The organism is Kingella potus (assembly GCF_900451175.1).
Taxonomy (GTDB): domain Bacteria; phylum Pseudomonadota; class Gammaproteobacteria; order Burkholderiales; family Neisseriaceae; genus Neisseria; species Neisseria potus.
In genome coordinates, this window is sequence record NZ_UGJJ01000001.1 from 351,429 (window position 1) to 369,084 (window position 17,656).

The 17,656-nt window shown below is 60.6% G+C and carries 16 protein-coding genes; 6 read left to right on the top strand and 10 right to left on the bottom strand.

Annotated elements, in window-relative coordinates; genetic code table 11:
• Nucleotides 1-237: 237 nt before the first annotated feature.
• Nucleotides 238-1,758: a succinyl-CoA:acetate CoA-transferase ScpC gene (scpC, locus tag DYE40_RS01665; protein ID WP_115307447.1), complete on the top strand. Its 1,521-nt coding sequence runs from the start codon at nucleotides 238-240 to the stop codon at nucleotides 1,756-1,758.
• A 92-nt stretch (nucleotides 1,759-1,850) separates the two neighbouring features.
• Here scpC and DYE40_RS01670 read toward each other — a convergent pair whose 3' ends face one another.
• Nucleotides 1,851-2,516, bottom strand: a complete 666-nt coding sequence (locus DYE40_RS01670) for a hypothetical protein (RefSeq protein ID WP_115307448.1) — start codon at nucleotides 2,514-2,516, stop codon at nucleotides 1,851-1,853.
• A 125-nt stretch (nucleotides 2,517-2,641) separates the two neighbouring features.
• On the opposite strand from DYE40_RS01670, the gene DYE40_RS01675 reads away from it, so the two are divergent.
• Entirely contained in the window at nucleotides 2,642-2,998 is a 357-nt protein-coding gene (locus DYE40_RS01675; protein ID WP_115307449.1) for an arsenate reductase, read from the top strand.
• A 38-nt stretch (nucleotides 2,999-3,036) separates the two neighbouring features.
• Nucleotides 3,037-3,366, top strand: a complete 330-nt coding sequence (locus DYE40_RS01680) for a hypothetical protein (protein WP_147286544.1) — start codon at nucleotides 3,037-3,039, stop codon at nucleotides 3,364-3,366.
• A gap of 389 nt (nucleotides 3,367-3,755) precedes the next feature.
• Here DYE40_RS01680 and DYE40_RS01685 read toward each other — a convergent pair whose 3' ends face one another.
• The 8 genes from DYE40_RS01685 to hemF all read right to left on the bottom strand — a co-directional run bounded on the left by DYE40_RS01685 (nucleotide 3,756) and on the right by hemF (nucleotide 13,547).
• Nucleotides 3,756-4,238: a GNAT family N-acetyltransferase gene (locus tag DYE40_RS01685; RefSeq protein ID WP_115307451.1), complete on the bottom strand. Its 483-nt coding sequence runs from the start codon at nucleotides 4,236-4,238 to the stop codon at nucleotides 3,756-3,758.
• Between the two features lie 199 nt (nucleotides 4,239-4,437).
• Nucleotides 4,438-5,577: a 5-(carboxyamino)imidazole ribonucleotide synthase gene (locus DYE40_RS01690; RefSeq protein ID WP_115307452.1), complete on the bottom strand. Its 1,140-nt coding sequence runs from the start codon at nucleotides 5,575-5,577 to the stop codon at nucleotides 4,438-4,440.
• A gap of 80 nt (nucleotides 5,578-5,657) precedes the next feature.
• On the bottom strand, nucleotides 5,658-7,055 hold the full coding sequence (locus DYE40_RS01695) for a hypothetical protein (protein ID WP_115307453.1): 1,398 nt from the start codon (nucleotides 7,053-7,055) through the stop codon (nucleotides 5,658-5,660).
• Between the two features lie 343 nt (nucleotides 7,056-7,398).
• Nucleotides 7,399-8,874, bottom strand: coding sequence for an anthranilate synthase component I (gene trpE / locus DYE40_RS01700; RefSeq protein ID WP_115307454.1), 1,476 nt, complete (start codon nucleotides 8,872-8,874; stop codon nucleotides 7,399-7,401).
• 176 nt (nucleotides 8,875-9,050) lie between these two features.
• Complete coding sequence (locus DYE40_RS01705) at nucleotides 9,051-10,043, bottom strand: hypothetical protein (protein ID WP_115307455.1); 993 nt, start codon at nucleotides 10,041-10,043, stop codon at nucleotides 9,051-9,053.
• Between the two features lie 260 nt (nucleotides 10,044-10,303).
• On the bottom strand, nucleotides 10,304-12,103 hold the full coding sequence (locus DYE40_RS13055) for a PglL family O-oligosaccharyltransferase (RefSeq protein ID WP_115307456.1): 1,800 nt from the start codon (nucleotides 12,101-12,103) through the stop codon (nucleotides 10,304-10,306).
• Entirely contained in the window at nucleotides 12,093-12,461 is a 369-nt protein-coding gene (locus DYE40_RS01715; RefSeq protein ID WP_115307457.1) for a DUF2069 domain-containing protein, read from the bottom strand. The genes DYE40_RS13055 and DYE40_RS01715 overlap by 11 nt, the downstream gene beginning before the upstream one ends.
• Nucleotides 12,462-12,638: 177 nt before the next feature.
• On the bottom strand, nucleotides 12,639-13,547 hold the full coding sequence (hemF, locus tag DYE40_RS01720) for an oxygen-dependent coproporphyrinogen oxidase (RefSeq protein WP_115307458.1): 909 nt from the start codon (nucleotides 13,545-13,547) through the stop codon (nucleotides 12,639-12,641).
• 85 nt (nucleotides 13,548-13,632) lie between these two features.
• Here hemF and DYE40_RS01725 point away from each other — a divergent pair, with 85 nt between their 5' ends.
• From DYE40_RS01725 to argS, 3 genes are all read left to right on the top strand, one after another.
• The gene (locus tag DYE40_RS01725; RefSeq protein ID WP_147286545.1) at nucleotides 13,633-14,097 is read left to right on the top strand and encodes a hypothetical protein; all 465 of its coding nucleotides are present in this window, start codon (nucleotides 13,633-13,635) and stop codon (nucleotides 14,095-14,097) included.
• Nucleotides 14,098-14,110: 13 nt separating this feature from the next.
• Nucleotides 14,111-14,740 (top strand): GDSL-type esterase/lipase family protein, encoded by a 630-nt coding sequence (locus DYE40_RS01730; protein ID WP_115307460.1) that lies wholly within the window; start codon nucleotides 14,111-14,113, stop codon nucleotides 14,738-14,740.
• A 135-nt stretch (nucleotides 14,741-14,875) separates the two neighbouring features.
• Nucleotides 14,876-16,594, top strand: coding sequence for an arginine--tRNA ligase (argS, locus tag DYE40_RS01735; RefSeq protein WP_115307461.1), 1,719 nt, complete (start codon nucleotides 14,876-14,878; stop codon nucleotides 16,592-16,594).
• A gap of 437 nt (nucleotides 16,595-17,031) precedes the next feature.
• On the opposite strand, the gene DYE40_RS01740 is transcribed toward argS, so the two are convergent.
• Entirely contained in the window at nucleotides 17,032-17,646 is a 615-nt protein-coding gene (locus DYE40_RS01740; RefSeq protein WP_115307462.1) for a riboflavin synthase subunit alpha, read from the bottom strand.
• Nucleotides 17,647-17,656 lie beyond the last annotated feature (10 nt).

Sequence of the window (17,656 nt, forward strand, 5' to 3'; positions counted from 1 at the left end):
TGGAATATCCTCTCTGTCGGAAAAGCAAAGCGCGGATTATACAAGTTTTGCCGCCTGCGGGGCAAAACGGGAAGCTGCGGCACGGGCAAAACCGCCCTTCCCCGCCGCCGGAACAAAACTTTACACCGCCAACCCTTTACTATATATTCCCGCACAACCGCGTCCGGCAACGCGCGGCCTCACTTTGCGCCTTGTTTCATACAGGGCGGTTTCTTTATTTGTGAAGGAGAAATCCATATGACTAACGCAGCAGAACGCATTCAGCACGCAGGCTTGCGCCAGAAAATCATCTCCGCCGAGCAGGCGGCCGCACTCATCGAAAACGGCATGACCGTCGGCATCAGCGGCTTCACCGGCGCGGGCTACCCGAAAGCGGTACCCGCCGCCATCGCCGAAAAGGCACAGGCCGCCCACGCCGCAGGCAAACCCTTCAAAATCCGCATGATTACCGGCGCATCCACCGCCGACGAATGCGACGGCGTACTCGCCCGCGCCAACGCCATCTCTTTCCGCAGCCCCTTCCAGTCCGATCCCACCCTGCGCAACCAGATCAACGCGGGCGACGCCGCCTATATGGACGTACACCTCTCGCACATCGAGCAGCAGGTACGCGCCGGCTTCTTCGGCGACATGGACGTGGCCCTGGTCGAAGTGGCCGGCATCACCGCCGACGGCAAGCTGATTCCCTCGCTGGCGGTCGGCACCAACGTAACCTGGCTGCAAAAAGCCAAAAAAGTCATCCTCGAAGTCAATGCCCAGCAAAACGCCAAACTCGAAGGCATGGCCGACATCTACGACAGCATCGGCCTCGCACCGCACCGCAAACCGATTCCGCTTACCGAAGCCGGCGAACGCATCGCCACGCCCTATCTGCATTGCGACTTGGACAAAATCGCCGGCATCGTCCTGACCGACGCTTCCGACCGCAACAGCAAATTCGCCGATCCCGACGAAATGTCCAAGAGCATCGCCGCGCAAATCATCGATTTCTTCTCGCACGAAGTGAAAATGGGCCGCCTGCCCGCCAACCTGCTGCCGCTGCAATCGGGCGTGGGCAACGTTGCCAACGCCGTACTGGCCGGTTTGCAGGACGGCCCCTTCGACAATCTCACCGGCTACACCGAAGTGTTGCAGGACGGCATGCTCGATCTGATTCTCAGCGGCAAAATGGTTTCCGCCTCCGCCACCGCCCTCTCGTTCAGCCCCGAAGCTCTGGAACGCTTCAACAAGCACATCGACGAATTGCGCAGCAAAATCATCCTGCGCCCGCAGGAAATCACCAATAATCCCGAGCTGATCCGCCGCCTCGGCATCATCGGCATGAACGCGATGATCGAAGCCGACATCTACGGCAACGTCAATTCCACCCACATCATGGGCACCAGAATGATGAACGGCATCGGCGGCAGCGGCGACTTCGCCCGCAATGCCTACCTGTCGTTCTTTGTTTCACCGTCTGTGGCCAAAGGCGGCGCGATTTCCTGCATCGTGCCCATGGTTTCGCACCACGACCACACCGAACACGATGTCATGGTGCTGGTAACCGAGCAGGGTCTGGCCGATCTGCGCGGCAAATCCCCGCGCGAACGCGCCCGCCTCATCATCGACAACTGCGCCCACCCCGACTACCGCGACGCGCTGCGCGACTACTTCGACCGCGCCGAAAAAGCCGGCGGCCTGCACACGCCGCACCTGCTGAACGAAGCCCTGTCTTGGCACCAGCGTTTCGTTGAAACCGGCGATATGCGCGTGAAATAACGCTTTGCCGGATATAAAGAGGCCGTCTGAAAACTGTTTTCAGACGGCCTCTCTTGCCTTCGCAGCGGATCTGGCTGCAAGCGGCGGGATATTTAGCGGCCCAAATCGCGCATATCCTTCCAGCCCAGATTGGTCTGCACCAGCGTGGCGGTTCGGTCGTACGGCTCGCGCAGATATTCCCACTCTTTGCCGCCGGCCTGAATCAGCTTGTCCGCCCATTTTTCCGGAGCGATTTCGGCCTGATAGGACACTTCCGACACGGTAACGCCGTTATCGGGCGTGGGCGTGGTAAACCAATTGATTTTTCTGATTTTCTGTCCGCCCAGGCAAAACCAGGGGCTGCTCGGCGTAGCGCGTGCCTGTTCCATGCCTTTTTCGGTAAGGTGGAAAGACAATATGCCGGCAGGCTGTTTACCGCCGCCGCTTTCGTTCTGATCCGCCTGTTTTTGTTCCGGCTGTTCCTTGGCGTAGAAACCCTCTTTCACCAGGATTTCCACCTGTTTGGCCGCCGCTTTGTTGATTTCTTTGCCTTGTGCATCGCGTCCGGCATATTGCAGCACGGGTTCGCCGATAACGGTGTGGCGCGTGGCGTGCTGCCCGTCGGGCATAACCACATCAAGCGTCAGCAGCAGGCAGACGTAGCGGCCTTCTTCCGACTGTGCCAGAGCTTTTTTAAAGTTGGCCTCGTTGGCTTCTTGGCTGCCGCCGCAGGCAGCCAGCACCAGCGCGGCGGCAAGAATCGGTACGTTTTTTTTCATATTGGTTCTCCTAAACTGAAAAAAGTAAAAGCGCGGCAAGCATATCGGCAAACCGGAAGCGGGGCAACAGGCGGCGGGCGGCTTTGCTACAATTGTGTTTTACCAACAGACAGGAGCATCAACCAATGACGGTTTTATACGGCATACCCAATTGCGACACCGTAAAAAAGGCACGCGCATGGCTTGCGGAACACGGCGCGGACTACACTTTTTCCGATTTCAAAAAAGAGCCGCCCGAGGCGCGGCAGATTGAAGCCTGGCTCGCCGACATCCCCCTCGAAACGCTGCTGAACCGGCGCGGCACCACTTGGCGCAAACTGACGGCGCAGCAGCAGGCGGCGGCAGGGGAGCGCACGGCGGCGGTCGCCCTGATGGCCGCGCAACCCAGCCTTATCAAACGCCCCGTGTTGGAACACGGCGGACGCTTCTACTGCGGCTTTCAGACGGCCTTATACGCAAACCTGTTTGCGGCGGCAGAATAAAACGTTCCGAAGTGTTCAAAACGCATTCGGACTTCGTGATGAAAAAAGTTTTGCCCGTTTTTTTGCTGTTGGCTCTCGGCTTCGGCCTCTATCTCTACGACCTCAAACGCGAACGCTGGGGCGGATATGTGCAGATGCCGCGCGACATCCCGATGGCTTCGGAGATAGAGGAACTGCCCTTTTCCGACATGGTTGTCCCCAAGGGGACGCTGTGCCGGCAAAGCAGCCGTCCGACGGAGGGTAAGGCCGCCTATGGCGGCTACCGTGTTTCCTGCAAAAACGGCACGGAAGGTTTTCTGACCTATTGCAACAAACCCGCATCTGCATCGAATACGAATACAAAAACCACGAACTCTTTCCGTATCTGACCCTGCCGCCCGACGAATAGGCTACGGTTTCCTGCTTAAAAACCAATAATCGGTTTTGTGTTTCGGCGTGGTTTTGGAAAGCAAGCTATCCGGAACGGCAGCCACGTAAGAGGCGATTACCCCGCGCGGATAGACGGCCAATCTGCCCGCAACCTTTGCACAAGCTCCCCTGCCGCCATTCCCGCGCAGCTTGGAATCTTATTTGTGTTGAATCAACAGCCTGTTTTTACAATGCCTTCCAAATGGCGGCAAAGATTCCCGCCCGCACGGGAATACGGATTCCGGCAGATTCGGAGTTTTGCAAAGATTTCCGCTTTCCCCGCCACACAAGCAAACAGGCCGTCTGAAAACGCTTTTCAGACGGCCTGTTTGCTTGTGTGGCAGCGCATTCACAGCCTTTTGCGCATCAGCTCGCATTCCACTTTTACCGTGCGGTTGAGCGGCAGCACAGCCTTGCCCAGCGAATCGTAGCCGTTGAGCAGGTAGAAGCTGACGGAATTGGTGGACGCATAGAGTTTGAGAAAGGCGAAGCCGGCCGAAGCCGCACGTTCTTCGGCCTTGTGCAGCAGGGCGGTGCCCAATCCCTGATTGTGCACGAACGGATGGACGTAGAGCGCGTCGAGCTGCGCTTCTTTCAAATCAATTTGTACGAAGCCCTGTATATGGCCTTTAAACTCGGCCACCCAAAGCTCGCGCTTGGGATCGGCCAAGGTTTCGAGATAGCTCTCCGGAGCGAGCAGCGCACTCCATGCTTCGAGTACGGTTTGGTCGTAGCTTTTGCGGCAGGTGTACTGCACGGCGTATTCGTGGACGTGGTGGATGTCGGCACAGTCGGCGGGCACGGCAGGGCGCAAGACGGTAAGGATGGCCATAGTGTTTCCTGTGGATGCAACAAAAGGGCGGCGGTAAGGCGGCGATTATAGCGGATAAAACCAAGCGTTTCGGCAGAGAAGCAGCGGACAGGGTTGTATCCGTTTGCGCCGCGCCGGAATCCGCAGGCCTGCGGCGCGAAGCGGCATGAGGCCGTCTGAAAACGGATTTTCAGACGGCCTCATGCTGACAAAACTTTATTCAAAGCAGGCCGTGCAGCTTTTGCGCCTTGTCCAGCGCGGTTTGGGCATCGTCGGCGAAAACAACGAAATGCCCCATTTTGCGGCCTTTGCGTGCGGCTTTTTTGCCGTAAAGGTGCAGGTGGGCGCGGGCATCGCTTTGCAGCGGCAGCCAGTCGGGTCCGCGGCCGTCATCTTTCCACACGTCTCCCAAAATATTGGCCATGCAGCAGGGCGAGAGCAGGCGGGTGTCGGCGGGCGGCAGGCCGCACATGATGCGTACCTGCTGCTGGAACTGGTCGGCCGCGCAGGCATCGATGGTGTGGTGGCCGCTGTTGTGCGGGCGCGGCGCGATTTCGTTGACCAGCAGTTCGTGCGTGTCGCCGACGACGAAAATTTCTACGGCCAATACGCCGCTGTAGTCCAAAGCATCCGCCAGCCGTACCGCCATCTGCCGCGCTTTCTGCTGGATTTCGGCATTCAGGCGGGCGGGGACGACGGAATAGGCCAAAATGCCGTTTTCGTGAATGTTTTCGGCAGGGTCGAAGGTTTGCACGTTTGCGCTGTCCAAGCGGCATACGACAACGGAAATTTCGCCGCGCAAATCAACTGTTTTTTCCAATACGCATTCCACGCCGCCCAGTCCGGCGAATGCGGTTTTGAGTTCGTCCGGAGTCTGCACGCGGATTTGGCCTTTGCCGTCGTAGCCCAGCGTGGCGGTTTTGAGAATGCCGGGCAGAAAAGCCGCGCTTGCTGCCGTGATGTCTTCGGGCGTGCAGACGGCCTGATACGGCGCGGTCTGCAAACCGGCTTCGCGGATGCGCGCTTTTTCCAAAATGCGGTTTTGCGCCACGGCCACGCAGTCTGCGCTTGGCGAAACCCGTGTGTGCCGCGCCAGAAAGCGCATGGCATCGGCGCTGACGTTTTCAAATTCGGTGGTTACGGCGGCACACCGCGCCAGCTCGTCCAAAGCGGCGGCATCATCGAAAGGGGCGCACAGATGGCGGTCGGCAAATTCGGCGGCGGGCGCGGCCGGGTCGGGGTCGAGCACGGTAACGCGGTAGCCCATGGTTTTGGCGGCGGCGGCGAACATACGGCCGAGCTGGCCGCCGCCGAGTATGCCCAGCATGGCGGGCGGGAGGATGGGGGTGTTTGGTTTCATGGTTTGGTCTTTATTGCAAAAAGTGTGTTTTCAAGTTTTCAGACGGCCTCCAAAACGTTTGCGGCCGTCTGAAAAACGGTTTATTCAAACAGGGAAAGGGTTTCCACGCCTTCGGGTGTGGCTTCGTCCAGACGCTCGATCCAGTGTGTGCCATTGAGGATTTTGCCGTCGGAGGCAATCTTGAAGCTGACTCTGTGGCCGTCGGTGCTTTCAAAAACATAGGCTTCGCCTTTCGCGCCGACGCGGCAGCTTTTGATTTCTTCTTTCGCGCCCAGTTTCTGCGTCCACACGGGTTGGCCGGAGGAGGTGTCGAGCATTTGCAGGAAAACGGGCGAACTTTTGGCGACGGTTTCGTGGAAGGTAATCAGGGCGTATCTGCCGCTGCGGCATTCCAGCCTCGGGCGGTAGTAGTCGCGGCCGGGGGTTACGTCGCGCCATTTGATGATGCGCGAATCGCGGCGGGTTTCGTCGTTCCAAACGATGCGTTTGCCGTTTGCGTCTTGATTCCAGTAGAAATCGGCGGGAGCAAAGGGGAAGCCGTCGGGCGTTTTCTGTATGTATTCAAACAGGTAGTCTTGATCTCCTTCTTCCATGGCGATGCTGCTGCCGTTGCGCGAGGCGAAGGTGAGGACGGTGCGCTCGGGCGCGTCGGCGGGCACGGGCGGGGGCTTGCGGTAGAGGTAGTCGCGCTGCCCGTCTTCGGTAAAGGCGCGGTTGCTGTGCGGGTAGTAGTGCAGCTTTTTGCCGCTGTTGGTCATGATACGGAACGAGTCGTCGTCGTTGTAGGGTTCTACGGTGGCGATGCCTTGTGAGAGTTCGGGATTGGCTTTGCGGAAGGCTTCGTTCATTTCCTGCAAACCCAGGGTATTGGTGTCGAGGCGGTAGATGTCGGTGAACGGGATGGATTCTTTGCCTGCCAGCAGGTAGATTTCGCCGGTGGCAAACTGTTTGACGCGGATGCTGGTGCTGACGTTGTCTTTTTCGTATTTGCCGCCGAAGGCGGCCTGCCCGATGATTTTGCCGCTGTCGGGGTCGTAAAAGGTGAGGCGGAAGGGATTGGGCTGATAGTGAAATTCCGACAGCACGGCGAGGATGTTCGGGTGTTCGGCGTTGCCGAAGTAGAAGGATTGTTTGTGGCTGATGCGGCGCAGGCGGCCTTCGCTGTCGACGGTGATGTCGGACGCGGTGCGTGATTGCGGGCTGGGGCTGCGGCTTTTTCCTATGATCGGCAGGGCAATCAGGCCGGCGGTAACGGCGATACAGCCGAAGATTGCGTACGCCCATTGTTTCGCGCCGACGGGGCTGACGCGCTCCGGCGGTGCGGGCTCGTAGTAGTGGTAGTGTTTGATCTGCGTGCTGCCGTTTTCAACGAAATATTCGGTGCCGCAGTTGCCGCAGCGGTAGTGGTTTTCTTTGATTTCGCTCTGCTCGGTGCTGCTGCATTGGGGGCATTGCACGGCGTGGATTTTTTTGCTCATGGTTTTCCTGTGGGCTGGGGAAACGCGTTGGTGGGGTGTTTGTTTTATAGTGAAACAACACGAAAATATCCATCATGCTGTTTGCACGGCAGCTAGGAGGTGCGGTGTAAGCCGCGCACACGGTTTCAGACGGCCTGCGCAATTAAAGAACGCGTGCGCCGCTCAGGCGGCACACCCTGCTTCGCTGCTTCGGGGGAGCGGAACAGGCAAGCGGCAGGGCTGCCGCGATTGCGGTGAGGATCAGTCGGTATTTCATGTGTTTCCTTGTCGGGTGGGGAATTGTATTTTCAGACGGCCTCAAATGCTTTGAGGCCGTCTGAAAATACGTTTGGGCAGCAGCGGGCTAGTTGTCCAGCCCTTCCTGCACCATCTGCGCCGCGCGCAATACGGCGCGGGCTTTGTTTTGGGTTTCCTGCCATTCGGCTTCTTCGTCGGAATCGGCCACGATGCCGCCGCCGCTTTGCACATAGAGCGTGCCGTCTTTGATCACGGCGGTGCGGATGGCGATGGCCAGGTCCATGTCGTTGTTGAAGCCCCATACGCCGACCGCGCCGCCGTAGATGTTGCGCTTTTCGGGTTCGAGTTCTTCGATGATTTCGAGGGCGCGGACTTTGGGTGCGCCCGAGAGCGTGCCGGCGGGAAAGGTGGCGGCAAGAATGTCCATATTGCTTACGCCTTCTTTCAGACGGCCTTCCACGTTGGAAACGATGTGCATCACATGGGAGTATTTTTCGATGGCCATTTTGTCGGTTAGGCGCACGCTGCCGGTTTGGCTGATGCTGCCGACATCGTTTCTGCCCAAATCAATCAGCATCACGTGTTCGGCGGTTTCTTTTTCGTCGGCCAGCAGGGCGGCGGCGTTGGCCGCGTCTTCTTCGGGCGTTGCGCCGCGCACGCGGGTGCCGGCGATGGGGCGGACGACGACGGTATCGCGCTCGCGGCGCACGAGGATTTCTGGCGAGGAGCCGACGATGTGGAAATCGCCGAAATCGTAGTAAAACAGATAGGGCGAGGGGTTGAGGGTGCGCAGGGCGCGGTAGAGGCTGACGGGTTTGTCGGCAAAGGGCAGGCTCATGCGCTGGCTGGGGACGACCTGCATACAGTCGCCGTCGAGGATGTAGCGGCGGATGCGGCGGACGTATTCTTTATAGCGTGCTTCGCCGGTGTGGTGGCGGGGTTCGGTTTGGGTGCTGCCCAGCGAGAGGGGGATGGCGACGTTTTGGCGGAGCTGTTCGCGCAGCTCTTCGAGGCGGGCGCGGGCTTGTTCGTAGGCTTCGGCTTCGGCGGGATCGGTATAGACGATGAGATAGATTTTGCCGGAGAGGTTGTCGATAACGGCCAGCTCCTGCGAAAGCATGAGGAAGATGTCGGGCGTGCCGAGGGGGTCGGCTTTTTGGGGGTGTTTGAGACAGCGGGCGAGGTGCTCGAAGCTGTATACGGTTTCGTGGCCGAAGTAGCCGGCCAGCCCGCCGGTGAAGCGGGGAAGGCCGGGGATTTCGGGGGTGCGGAAGCTGTCGTGGAAGGCTTGGATGTATTGCAGGGGGTTGCCGCTGTGGGTTTCGACGGGCAGGTGATCGCGGTAGAGGGTGGTGAGGCCGTCTGAAACTTTGATGTAGGTGCGGCAGGGCAGGCCGACAAAGGAATAGCGGCCGAAGCGTTCGCCGCCGACAACGGATTCGAGCAGGTAGGTGTAGGGCCGGTTGGCGAGTTTGAGATACAGCGAGAGCGGCGTGTCGAGGTCGGCCAGCAGCTCTTGCACCAGCGGGATGCGGTTGCAGCCGGCGGCGGCGTGGGCGAGGAATTGGTCTTTGCTTATCATGGAAAATCTTTCGGACGGTGTGGACGGACGGGATTCGGGTTTCGGACTGCTTTCGGGTTTTCAGGCTTCTGCCGCTTCTTGGGGGACACAAGCATTTTCAGACGGCCTGAAACGGTTTTCTGCCGCTGCCTGTTTTTTCGGGCTGCCCGATGCTTTCAGACGGCCTGTGCCGTTTGCTATTTTGCCCCGCTGTTTGTGGCTGCGGCCGGCCGGTAATGTTGCGCTTTTGCGTCCCAGCGGTAGATTGTGCGGCCGCGCTTGCCTTTGCTGCCGCGCCGTTGCAGGACGATGTCGTTGTAGCCCGCGTGCGGCTGTCCGAAAAACAGCACGCTTTCGCTTTCGGAAATATGGTGTTGGCGCGTGCCGTCGGGATTCCAGTCGCCGGCGATGTCGGCAAATTCGTACACGGGGGCGGAAAACACGGGTTTGAGCCTGCCGCCGACCACGGCAAACAGGCTGACGGCCTGATTGAGCGCGCTGCCGCCGCTGTATCCTTCGTGTGCGCCGATGCGCAGGCCGAAAGCGGCGGTGTCGCCGTTGAGGCGGTAGGGGGCGAAGTCGAAACGCATCAGCAGACCGGATACGTTGCTGCCGTTGCGGCTGCGCAGGGAGAAGCCCGCCGTATCGGGGGCGGCGGTTTTGCCGCACGCTTTTTTGCCCTTGCCGCAGGCATCTTCTTTTTTATCAACATCTTCGTAGGCATCGGCGGTGTTTTCGGTGTAGGGCGCGGCGGCCGGGACGTAGCGGCCGTTTTCCTGTTTGAGCACGGCCACGACGGCGGTGTAGGTGCTGCGGTGGTCATAGAGGCCGGCGCAGGCCTGCTTGTTATCGGTGCGGCCTGCTGCGGCATCGGGGCTGACGGGAACGGTGCAGGCAACGGCGATGTAGCGGCCGGGGCTGTCGGGCCAGGCGCGCAGTTCGAGGAAGTTCCAGCTCAGGCCGTGCAGCTTGGCGGGAACGGCGGCTTTGAGGATTTCCTGTGCGGCGGGGGTGTCCAAATCGAGCGGCCTGAAGGCGGGTATGGCTTTGCCGGACATTTGGCTTTCGTAGATGGCGCGGCCTTCCGGGCTGCGGATGGCTCCGCCCGCTTTGTCGAGCGAGCGGACGCGGGTTTCTCCGGCGTGTGCGGACACGGCGGCGGCAAGCAGGAGGAGCAGGAGGCGTTGCATGGTTTTTCTTTCGTAACCCGAGGCGGCGGCTTACTGCTCCGCCCGCTGTGCGTTTTCAGACGGTCTGTACGGCAATGTTAAAAATCGTGAAAAGTATAGCAGCTTAACGCGCTGCGGGAAAACAGGCCGTCTGAAAATGCCAATCCGGCTTTTCAGACGGCCTGTTTGCGCCAAGCCCCGCCGCCGCACGGCATCCGCAGCCCTTCCCCGCTGCGCGGGAGGCCGTCTGAAAACGCTGTTCGGGCAGCGGGAGGGACGGCCTAAGGCGGCGGGCAGCTTTCGGTGCGCGGCTTGAGTTTCTGGTATTCGTTGCAGGCGCGGTAGAGGTCGGGATAGAGCGGGGAGAAATGGGGCGAGCGGCGGATTTGCGGCACATAGTATTTCATCGAACTCGGGTAGTAGCGGTAGAGCTGCCGCATCCATGCTTCGGCCTGCGCGGGATCGCCGGTGCGGTATTGGTAGAGGCCGTATTGCGAGGCGGTGGCGTAGGGTCGGTGGCGCAGGGCGCGGCGGGCGGCTTTTTCCGCCCAGGGTTTGATAACGTTGTCGGAGGGCGAGGCGCGGCGGGTAAGGGCGAGTTCGGCGTAATAGGCCAACAGCGGCTCTTTGGCGGCAATGGCGCGCAGGCCGTCGATTTTGCGGCCGACTGCCGCGTAGTCGTCGTTTTTGTCGGTTTTGGCAAAGGCGGTGAGGTCGTAATAGACAAAGCCCAGTTTGACCGTGCCTGCGGCAATCACAAGGGCGGCCGCGGCAGGCAGCAGGGCGGGTATGCCCCAGGCCGTCTGAAAGGGGCGGCGTTCGGACGGGGCGGCTCCCGCCATCAGCGCGAAGGGAACGAGGAAATAGATATACCACAGCGGATATTCGAGCATACTGTGGCACAGGCTCACCGCCATCAGCATGAGCGGGAACAGGCAGGCGGCGGTGGCAGGCCGTCTGAAAAAGGGTTTGACCACCCAAACCGCGCCGCCAAACACCAGCAGCGTGCCGACCAGCCCCATTTCGGCCAAAAGCTGCAAGACGATGTTGTGCGAATGGGTAAAGAGGACGCTGATGCCGTTGGGGCTGTAGCCCTGCGGGAACTCGGCGGCGAGAAAGCCCTGCAAAGAAAAACTGTCCCAGCCGTGGCCGAACAGCGGGGCGGAGCGGAACACGCGCCATGCGTTGCGCCATTCCAAATCCCGTGCCGACATGGCAAACGAGCTGCCGCCGACGCGCTGCAAAGCCGTTTCCACCGGCGTGCCGCCCAGCCAGCCGAGCAGGGTGTTGAGCGCAAGCTGCACCGCCACCACCGCCGCCAGCGCAAACAGGGATACGGCAAACAGGCGGTTGCCCGCCCTGCCCTGCCGCAGCCGCCACACCGCCGCCAGAGCCGCCACAGCCGCCACATAAAGCAGGATGGTGCGCGAATTGACCAGCCCCAGTACGCCCGCCAGATACAGCACCGCCGGCAGCGCAAGGGCGGTGTGCAGCTTTTTCGCGCCCCACAGATAGGAGGCCGACACCAAAGCCCACATCAGATAATGTCCCAGATGGTTGCGCTGGCCGAGCTGGCCGGTGATGTTGTTTTTCGCCCCGGCCGCCAGATAGCCGGCGAAATGCGATGCCCAGCCCAGATACTGCATCAGAGCCACCGCCGCCTGCAAACATCCGCCGGCAAGCAGGGCCCAGGCCAGCGCGTCGACCACCTTTTCCTGCCCCAGCGACAGCACCCAGCCCCGACACGCCCACAGCATCAGCGCGATCACAACAAAAGCCCACGCCGCCATGTCCGACATACCGTAATAATCCAGCCCCATCACCCGCGCCTGTATGTGCCAAAACAGTGCCAGCACGAGAAAATAGGCCGTGCCGCGCGGCGGCAGCACGTTCAGACGGCCTGCGGCAAAAGTCAGCAGCACCAGCAGCAGGGCCAGCAGCAGCGAGCCGCTTTCGAGATAGAAGCTCGACAGCGGCCCCACGCGCAGGATGGACAGGAAAGGCACGGTGCAGATCAGGCCGAAGGCGGCAAGCAGCAGCGCGAAGCCCCAACGGCTTGCACGCGGAAATTCAGTCCGCATCCCCGCCTCCTTTGCGTATTGCGGCCACAAACCACAGGCAGCAGGCGAAATAGCCCGCGCCCAACACCGCCGCCGCCGCCGCACACAGGCGCGATGCCGCCGACACGTCCGCCAGCCGCATCACCGCCTCGGCCAGATACAGCAGCACCAGCATACACGACCATTGGAAGGTATAAACCCGCCCTTTCAGCACCCCCGCCAGCGGCAGGCACAGCGGCAGGGCTTTCAAAGCCAGCCACGAGCCGCCCGGGCGCAGCGGTGCGAGCCACAATTCCCAGGCCGCACACAGCGCGATCAGCGCAATCAGGCAGCAGGCTGCCAGACGCTGCGGCAGCAGCGTGTTTTTGCGAACATCCATAAGTCAAACCGTTCCAACAGAGGCCGTCTGAAAACGGGAATCCGCTTCCTGTTTTCAGACGGCCTCGTACAAACAAAAAACAGGCCGCAACAAGCGGCCGCAAACGGCGCGGATTATAACCGAAAGGCCGTGCGGACGGCTGTTTCAGACGGCCTCCCGCGCCTGCCGCACAACGCTTCAGCCCAATTCCGCCAGCCAGCCGCGCGGCCGCAGGTAATCCTGCAAACGCGCCTCCGCGCTGCCCGCTTCGGGCGCGTAGCCGTATTCGAAACGCACCAGCGGCGGCATCGACATCAAAATGCTTTCGGTGCGCCCGCCGCTTTGCAGGCCGAAGTGTGTTCCCCGGTCGAATACCAGATTGAATTCCACATAGCGGCCGCGCCGGTAGAGCTGGAACTGCCGCTCGCGCTCGCCGTAGGGCGTGTGTTTGCGGCGGGCAACGATGGGGCGGTAGGCTTCGGTATAGGCCTCGCCGGTTTCGCGGATGAAGCGCAGGCAGGTGTCGAAACCAAAGCGGTTCAAATCGTCGAAAAACAGCCCGCCCACGCCGCGCGTTTCGCTCCGGTGCGGCAGGTAGAAATATTCGTCGCACCATTTTTTGTATTCGGCGTAGAGGCCGTCTGAAAACGGATCGCACAGGTTTTTCGCCGTTTGGTGCCAATGCAGGATGTCTTCGTCAAACGGATAAAACGGCGTGAGGTCGAAGCCGCCGCCAAACCACCACACCGCTTCGCCCCCTTGCGGGCGGGCGCAGAAAAAGCGCACATTGGCATGGCTGGTCGGCACATAGGGATTGCGCGGATGGATCACCAGCGACACCCCCGCCGCCTCGAAGGCCGCGCCCGCCAGTTCGGGGCGGGAAGCGGTGGCCGAAGCGGGCAGCGACGCGCCCTGCACATGGGAAAAATTCACCCCCGCCTGCTCGAACACCGCGCCCTGCTTCAATACACGGCTCTCGCCCGTGCCGAGTTTGCTCTGCCAAAGCTCGGCGGCAAAGGCCGCGCCGTTTTCCTCTTCGGCCTGCAACTGGGCGCAGATGTGGTTTTGCAGATGGTGCAGCACGTTTAAAACAGCCTGAATGTCCATGGTTTTTCCTTTTTTGATCCGGGCGGCGGATTATATAGCGAGTCAAAACAAGAAAGATACAAAGCGGCAGGCCGCAGATTTCCTGTTGCATCCCGCCATAAGCGAAACAGGCGGGCGGTTTGCCTGTATCATCCGCCCTCTTTGTCCCAACGGCATCCGCAATATGCTTGAAGAAACCTTCGCCAATACCGACACCCCGTTAAGCACAAGCAACACCCGCGACGGCATCCTCATCCGCTCCGCCTGCCACGACGGCAACGCCCGCCTCGTTTTCACCGGCGAGTTCAAAGCCGTCTCCGCCGCGCAGGAAAGAACATACCGCCAGTTCAAACTGTCGTTTTCCGGCATCGCGTCCTATATCTGCACCGAATTGGATTTATGCCCGCTGGACGCGAAAATGTCGGCCAATTTCAACATCATCGAAAATTCCGCCTTTGTCCGTGCCCACCGGCTGGACGGCTTTACCCACTATATCCTGTCGTCTTACGACTACACCTATCAGATTGTCGCCCAAAACATGGCTTTCGATCTGCTGCCCGAACAAGCCTGAAACGGAACATCCCATGAGCCTCACCCGCCGCCGCTTCCTCGCCCTAAGCTCCGCCGCCCTCTTTGCCGCCTGCACCAAAACCGCCCGCCAAGCCGCCATCCCGCGCGGCGGCACGGTGCTGGCTTTGGGCGACTCGCTGACCTACGGCTACGGCGCACCGCCCGAAGCCGCCTACCCCGCCCGCCTCGCCGAAATCACCGGCTGGAAAGTCGTCAACGGCGGCGTGTCGGGCGACACTTCCGAACAGGCTCTCGAACGCCTGCCCGCGCTGATGCGGCGGCAGCCCGCGCTGGTGCTGCTGGGCATAGGCGGCAACGACTTCCTGCGCCGCCTGCCCGAAGCCGCCACCCGCCGCAACATCGGCGACACCATCGCCGCCGTGCAGGCTGCGGGCGTGCCGCTGGTGCTGATTGCCGAACCCGGATTCAGCCTCGGCGCACTGGTCGGCAGCCTGTCCGACCATCCGCTTTACGAAGACTTGGCCGGACAATACCGCGTCCCCCTGTTTGCCAACGGCTGGTCGCGCATCCTCAGCGACGACGCGCTCAAATCCGATGCCGTCCACGCCAACGCACGCGGCTACGCCCTGTTTGCCGAACGGCTGGCCGCGTTTTTGCAGGAGCAGGGATTCAGCCGCGCCTGACAGCTTTGAGGCCGTCTGAAACGCTTTTGCCGACGCTTTCAGACGGCCTTTCGGGTAAAATACCGCGTTTCCACATAATACGGCCGTCTGAAAAAGGCTTTCAGACGGCCTCATATTCATATCGAAAGGGCATTCATGAATCTGCAAAAAACCATCCAAACCGAAGCCGAAGCCGCCTTTGCCGCCGCAGGCATCGCCGGTGCGCCCGTTGTGCTGCAGCCTGCCAAAAACGCCGACTTCGGCGACTACCAAATCAACGGCGTGATGGGCGCGGCCAAAAAAGCCGGTCAAAACCCGCGCGAGCTGGCGCAGAAAGTGGCCGCCGCGCTGGCGGGCAACGCCGTGATTGAAAGCGCACAAGTGGCCGGCCCGGGCTTTATCAACCTGCGCCTTGCGCCCGCATTTCTCGCACAACACGTTCAGACGGCCTTAAACGACCCGCGCAGCGGCGCAGCGAAAAAAGCCGCGCCGCAAACCGTGGTCATTGATTACTCCTCGCCCAATCTCGCCAAAGAAATGCACGTCGGCCATCTGCGTTCCAGCATCATCGGCGACAGCATTTCGCGCGTACTCGAATTTGCCGGCCACACCGTTATCCGCCAAAACCACGTCGGCGACTGGGGCACGCAGTTTGGCATGCTCGTTGCCTATATGGTGGAGCAGCAGAAAGACAACGCCGCATTTGAACTCTCTGATTTGGAACAGTTTTACCGTGCCGCCAAAGTGCGTTTCGACGAAGACCCCGCCTTTGCCGACACCGCACGCGGCTATGTGGTGAAGCTGCAGGGCGGCGATGAACACGTTTTAAACCTGTGGCGGCAGTTTGTCGAAATCTCGCTCGGCCACGCACAGGCGGTGTACGACACGCTCGGTCTGAAACTCACGCCCGCCGATGTCGCGGGCGAATCGAAATACAATCCCGAGCTGCAAAACACCGTGGACGACTTGGTACAAAAAGGCCTGGCGGTGGAAGACAGCGGCGCGAAAGTCGTGTTTCTCGACGAGTTTAAAAACAAAGAAGGCGAGCCTGCCGCGTTTATCGTGCAGAAACAGGGCGGCGGCTTTCTTTACGCCTCCACCGATCTGGCCTGCCTGCGCTACCGCGTCGGCAGCCTCAAAGCCGACCGCCTGATTTATGTAGTCGATCACCGCCAGGCTCTGCACTTCGAGCAGCTTTTCGCCACCTCGCGCAAAGCCGGCTACCTGCCCGAAAATGTCAAAGCCGAATTTGTCGGCTTCGGCACCATGATGGGCAAAGACGGCCGCCCGTTCAAAACCCGCTCCGGCGACACCGTCAAACTCGTTGATTTGCTTAATGAAGCCGTCGAACGCGCCGCCCTGCTCGTGCGGGAAAAAAACCCGTCCCTAAGCGCGGACGAAGCGGCAAAAACCGCCCGCAACGTCGGTATCGGCGCAGTGAAATACGCCGATTTGAGCAAAAACCGCACCGGCGACTACATATTCGACTGGGAAGCCATGCTCTCGTTCGAAGGCAACACCGCCCCCTACCTGCAATACGCCTACACCCGCGTGCAGAGCGTATTCCGCAAAGCGGGAGAATGGGACGCGGCGGCGGATTTGGTTTTGTCCGAAGCGGCGGAAAAACAGCTTGCCGTCGAACTTTTGAAATTTGAAGACGTATTGCAGAGTGTGGCCGACACCTCCCATCCGCACTACCTCGCCGCCTACCTCTACCAGCTCGCCACCCTGTTTTCACGCTTCTACGAAGCCTGTCCGATACTCAAAGCCGAAGGACAAACCCGCAACAGCCGCCTGCAACTGGCGCGGCTCACCGGCAATATCCTGCAACAGGGCTTGGAGCTGCTGGGAATCGAAGTGTCGGAAGTGATGTAAACCCCGTCCGCCGCAATAAAACAGGCCGTCTGAAAACGCAAACCCGCTTTTCAGACGGCCTGTTCCGTTTACCCGCCGAATCCGCGCAGGGTGTGTCGCACAGCGACGCACGCGACCTTTGCCGCAGCAAACCGCCGTGCAAACCAAAACCGCGTGCGCGGCGAGCCGCACACCCCAGCCTAACGGCAGAGGCCGTCTGAAAACGCAAACGGCATTTCAAACACACCAAACCCGCTTTTCAGACGGCCTGTTCCGTTTGCCCTGCCGAATCCGCGTAGGGTGTGTCGCCAAAGCGACGCACGCGTTTCCCGCCGCAGCAAACAGCCGTACAAACCAAAAACCGCGTGCGCGGCGAGCCGCACACCCCAGCCTAACGGCAGAGGCCGTCTGAAAATCCGAAATTTCGGATTTTCAGACGGCCTCTTTGTTCCCCCGCCCTACCCTGCCCGCTGCGCCAGCACCCGCTCTACGGTATCGACCACCGCCTGCGTCTGCGGGTCGGCTTCGAGGTTGATTTCGTCGCCCTCCTGCCGTGTGCCGAACAGGGTGCGCTGCATGGTTTCGGGGATGAGGTGGACGGAAAACCAGTCTGCCGACACTTCGCCGACGGTCAGGCTGCATCCGTCCAGTCCGACAAAGCCTTTGGGCAAAATGTAGGGCGCGGCGGCGGCCGGCAGGGCAAACCGCATACTGATGTTGCGCCCGCTGCGGACAATGCGGACAAGCGGCGTGGTGCAGGTAATGTGGCCGCTCATCAGGTGGCCGCCGATTTCGTCGCCGATGCGGGCGGCGCGTTCGAGATTGACCGCGTCGCCCGCTTTCAGACGGCCTAAATTGGTTTTGGCGAGGGTTTCGCCCATCAGATCGAATTTCACGCGCCGTCCGTCGGCTTCGGCGATGGTGAGGCAGCAGCCGTTGTTGGCCACCGACGCGCCGGTTTGCAAACCCTGCGCCATGTGTTCCGGCAGCTCGACGGTGTGGCGGCGGAAGTCGGCGGCGGGCTGCTCTACGGCCAGCACGCGCCCCATGCCCTGTACGATTCCTGTAAACATGATTGCTCCT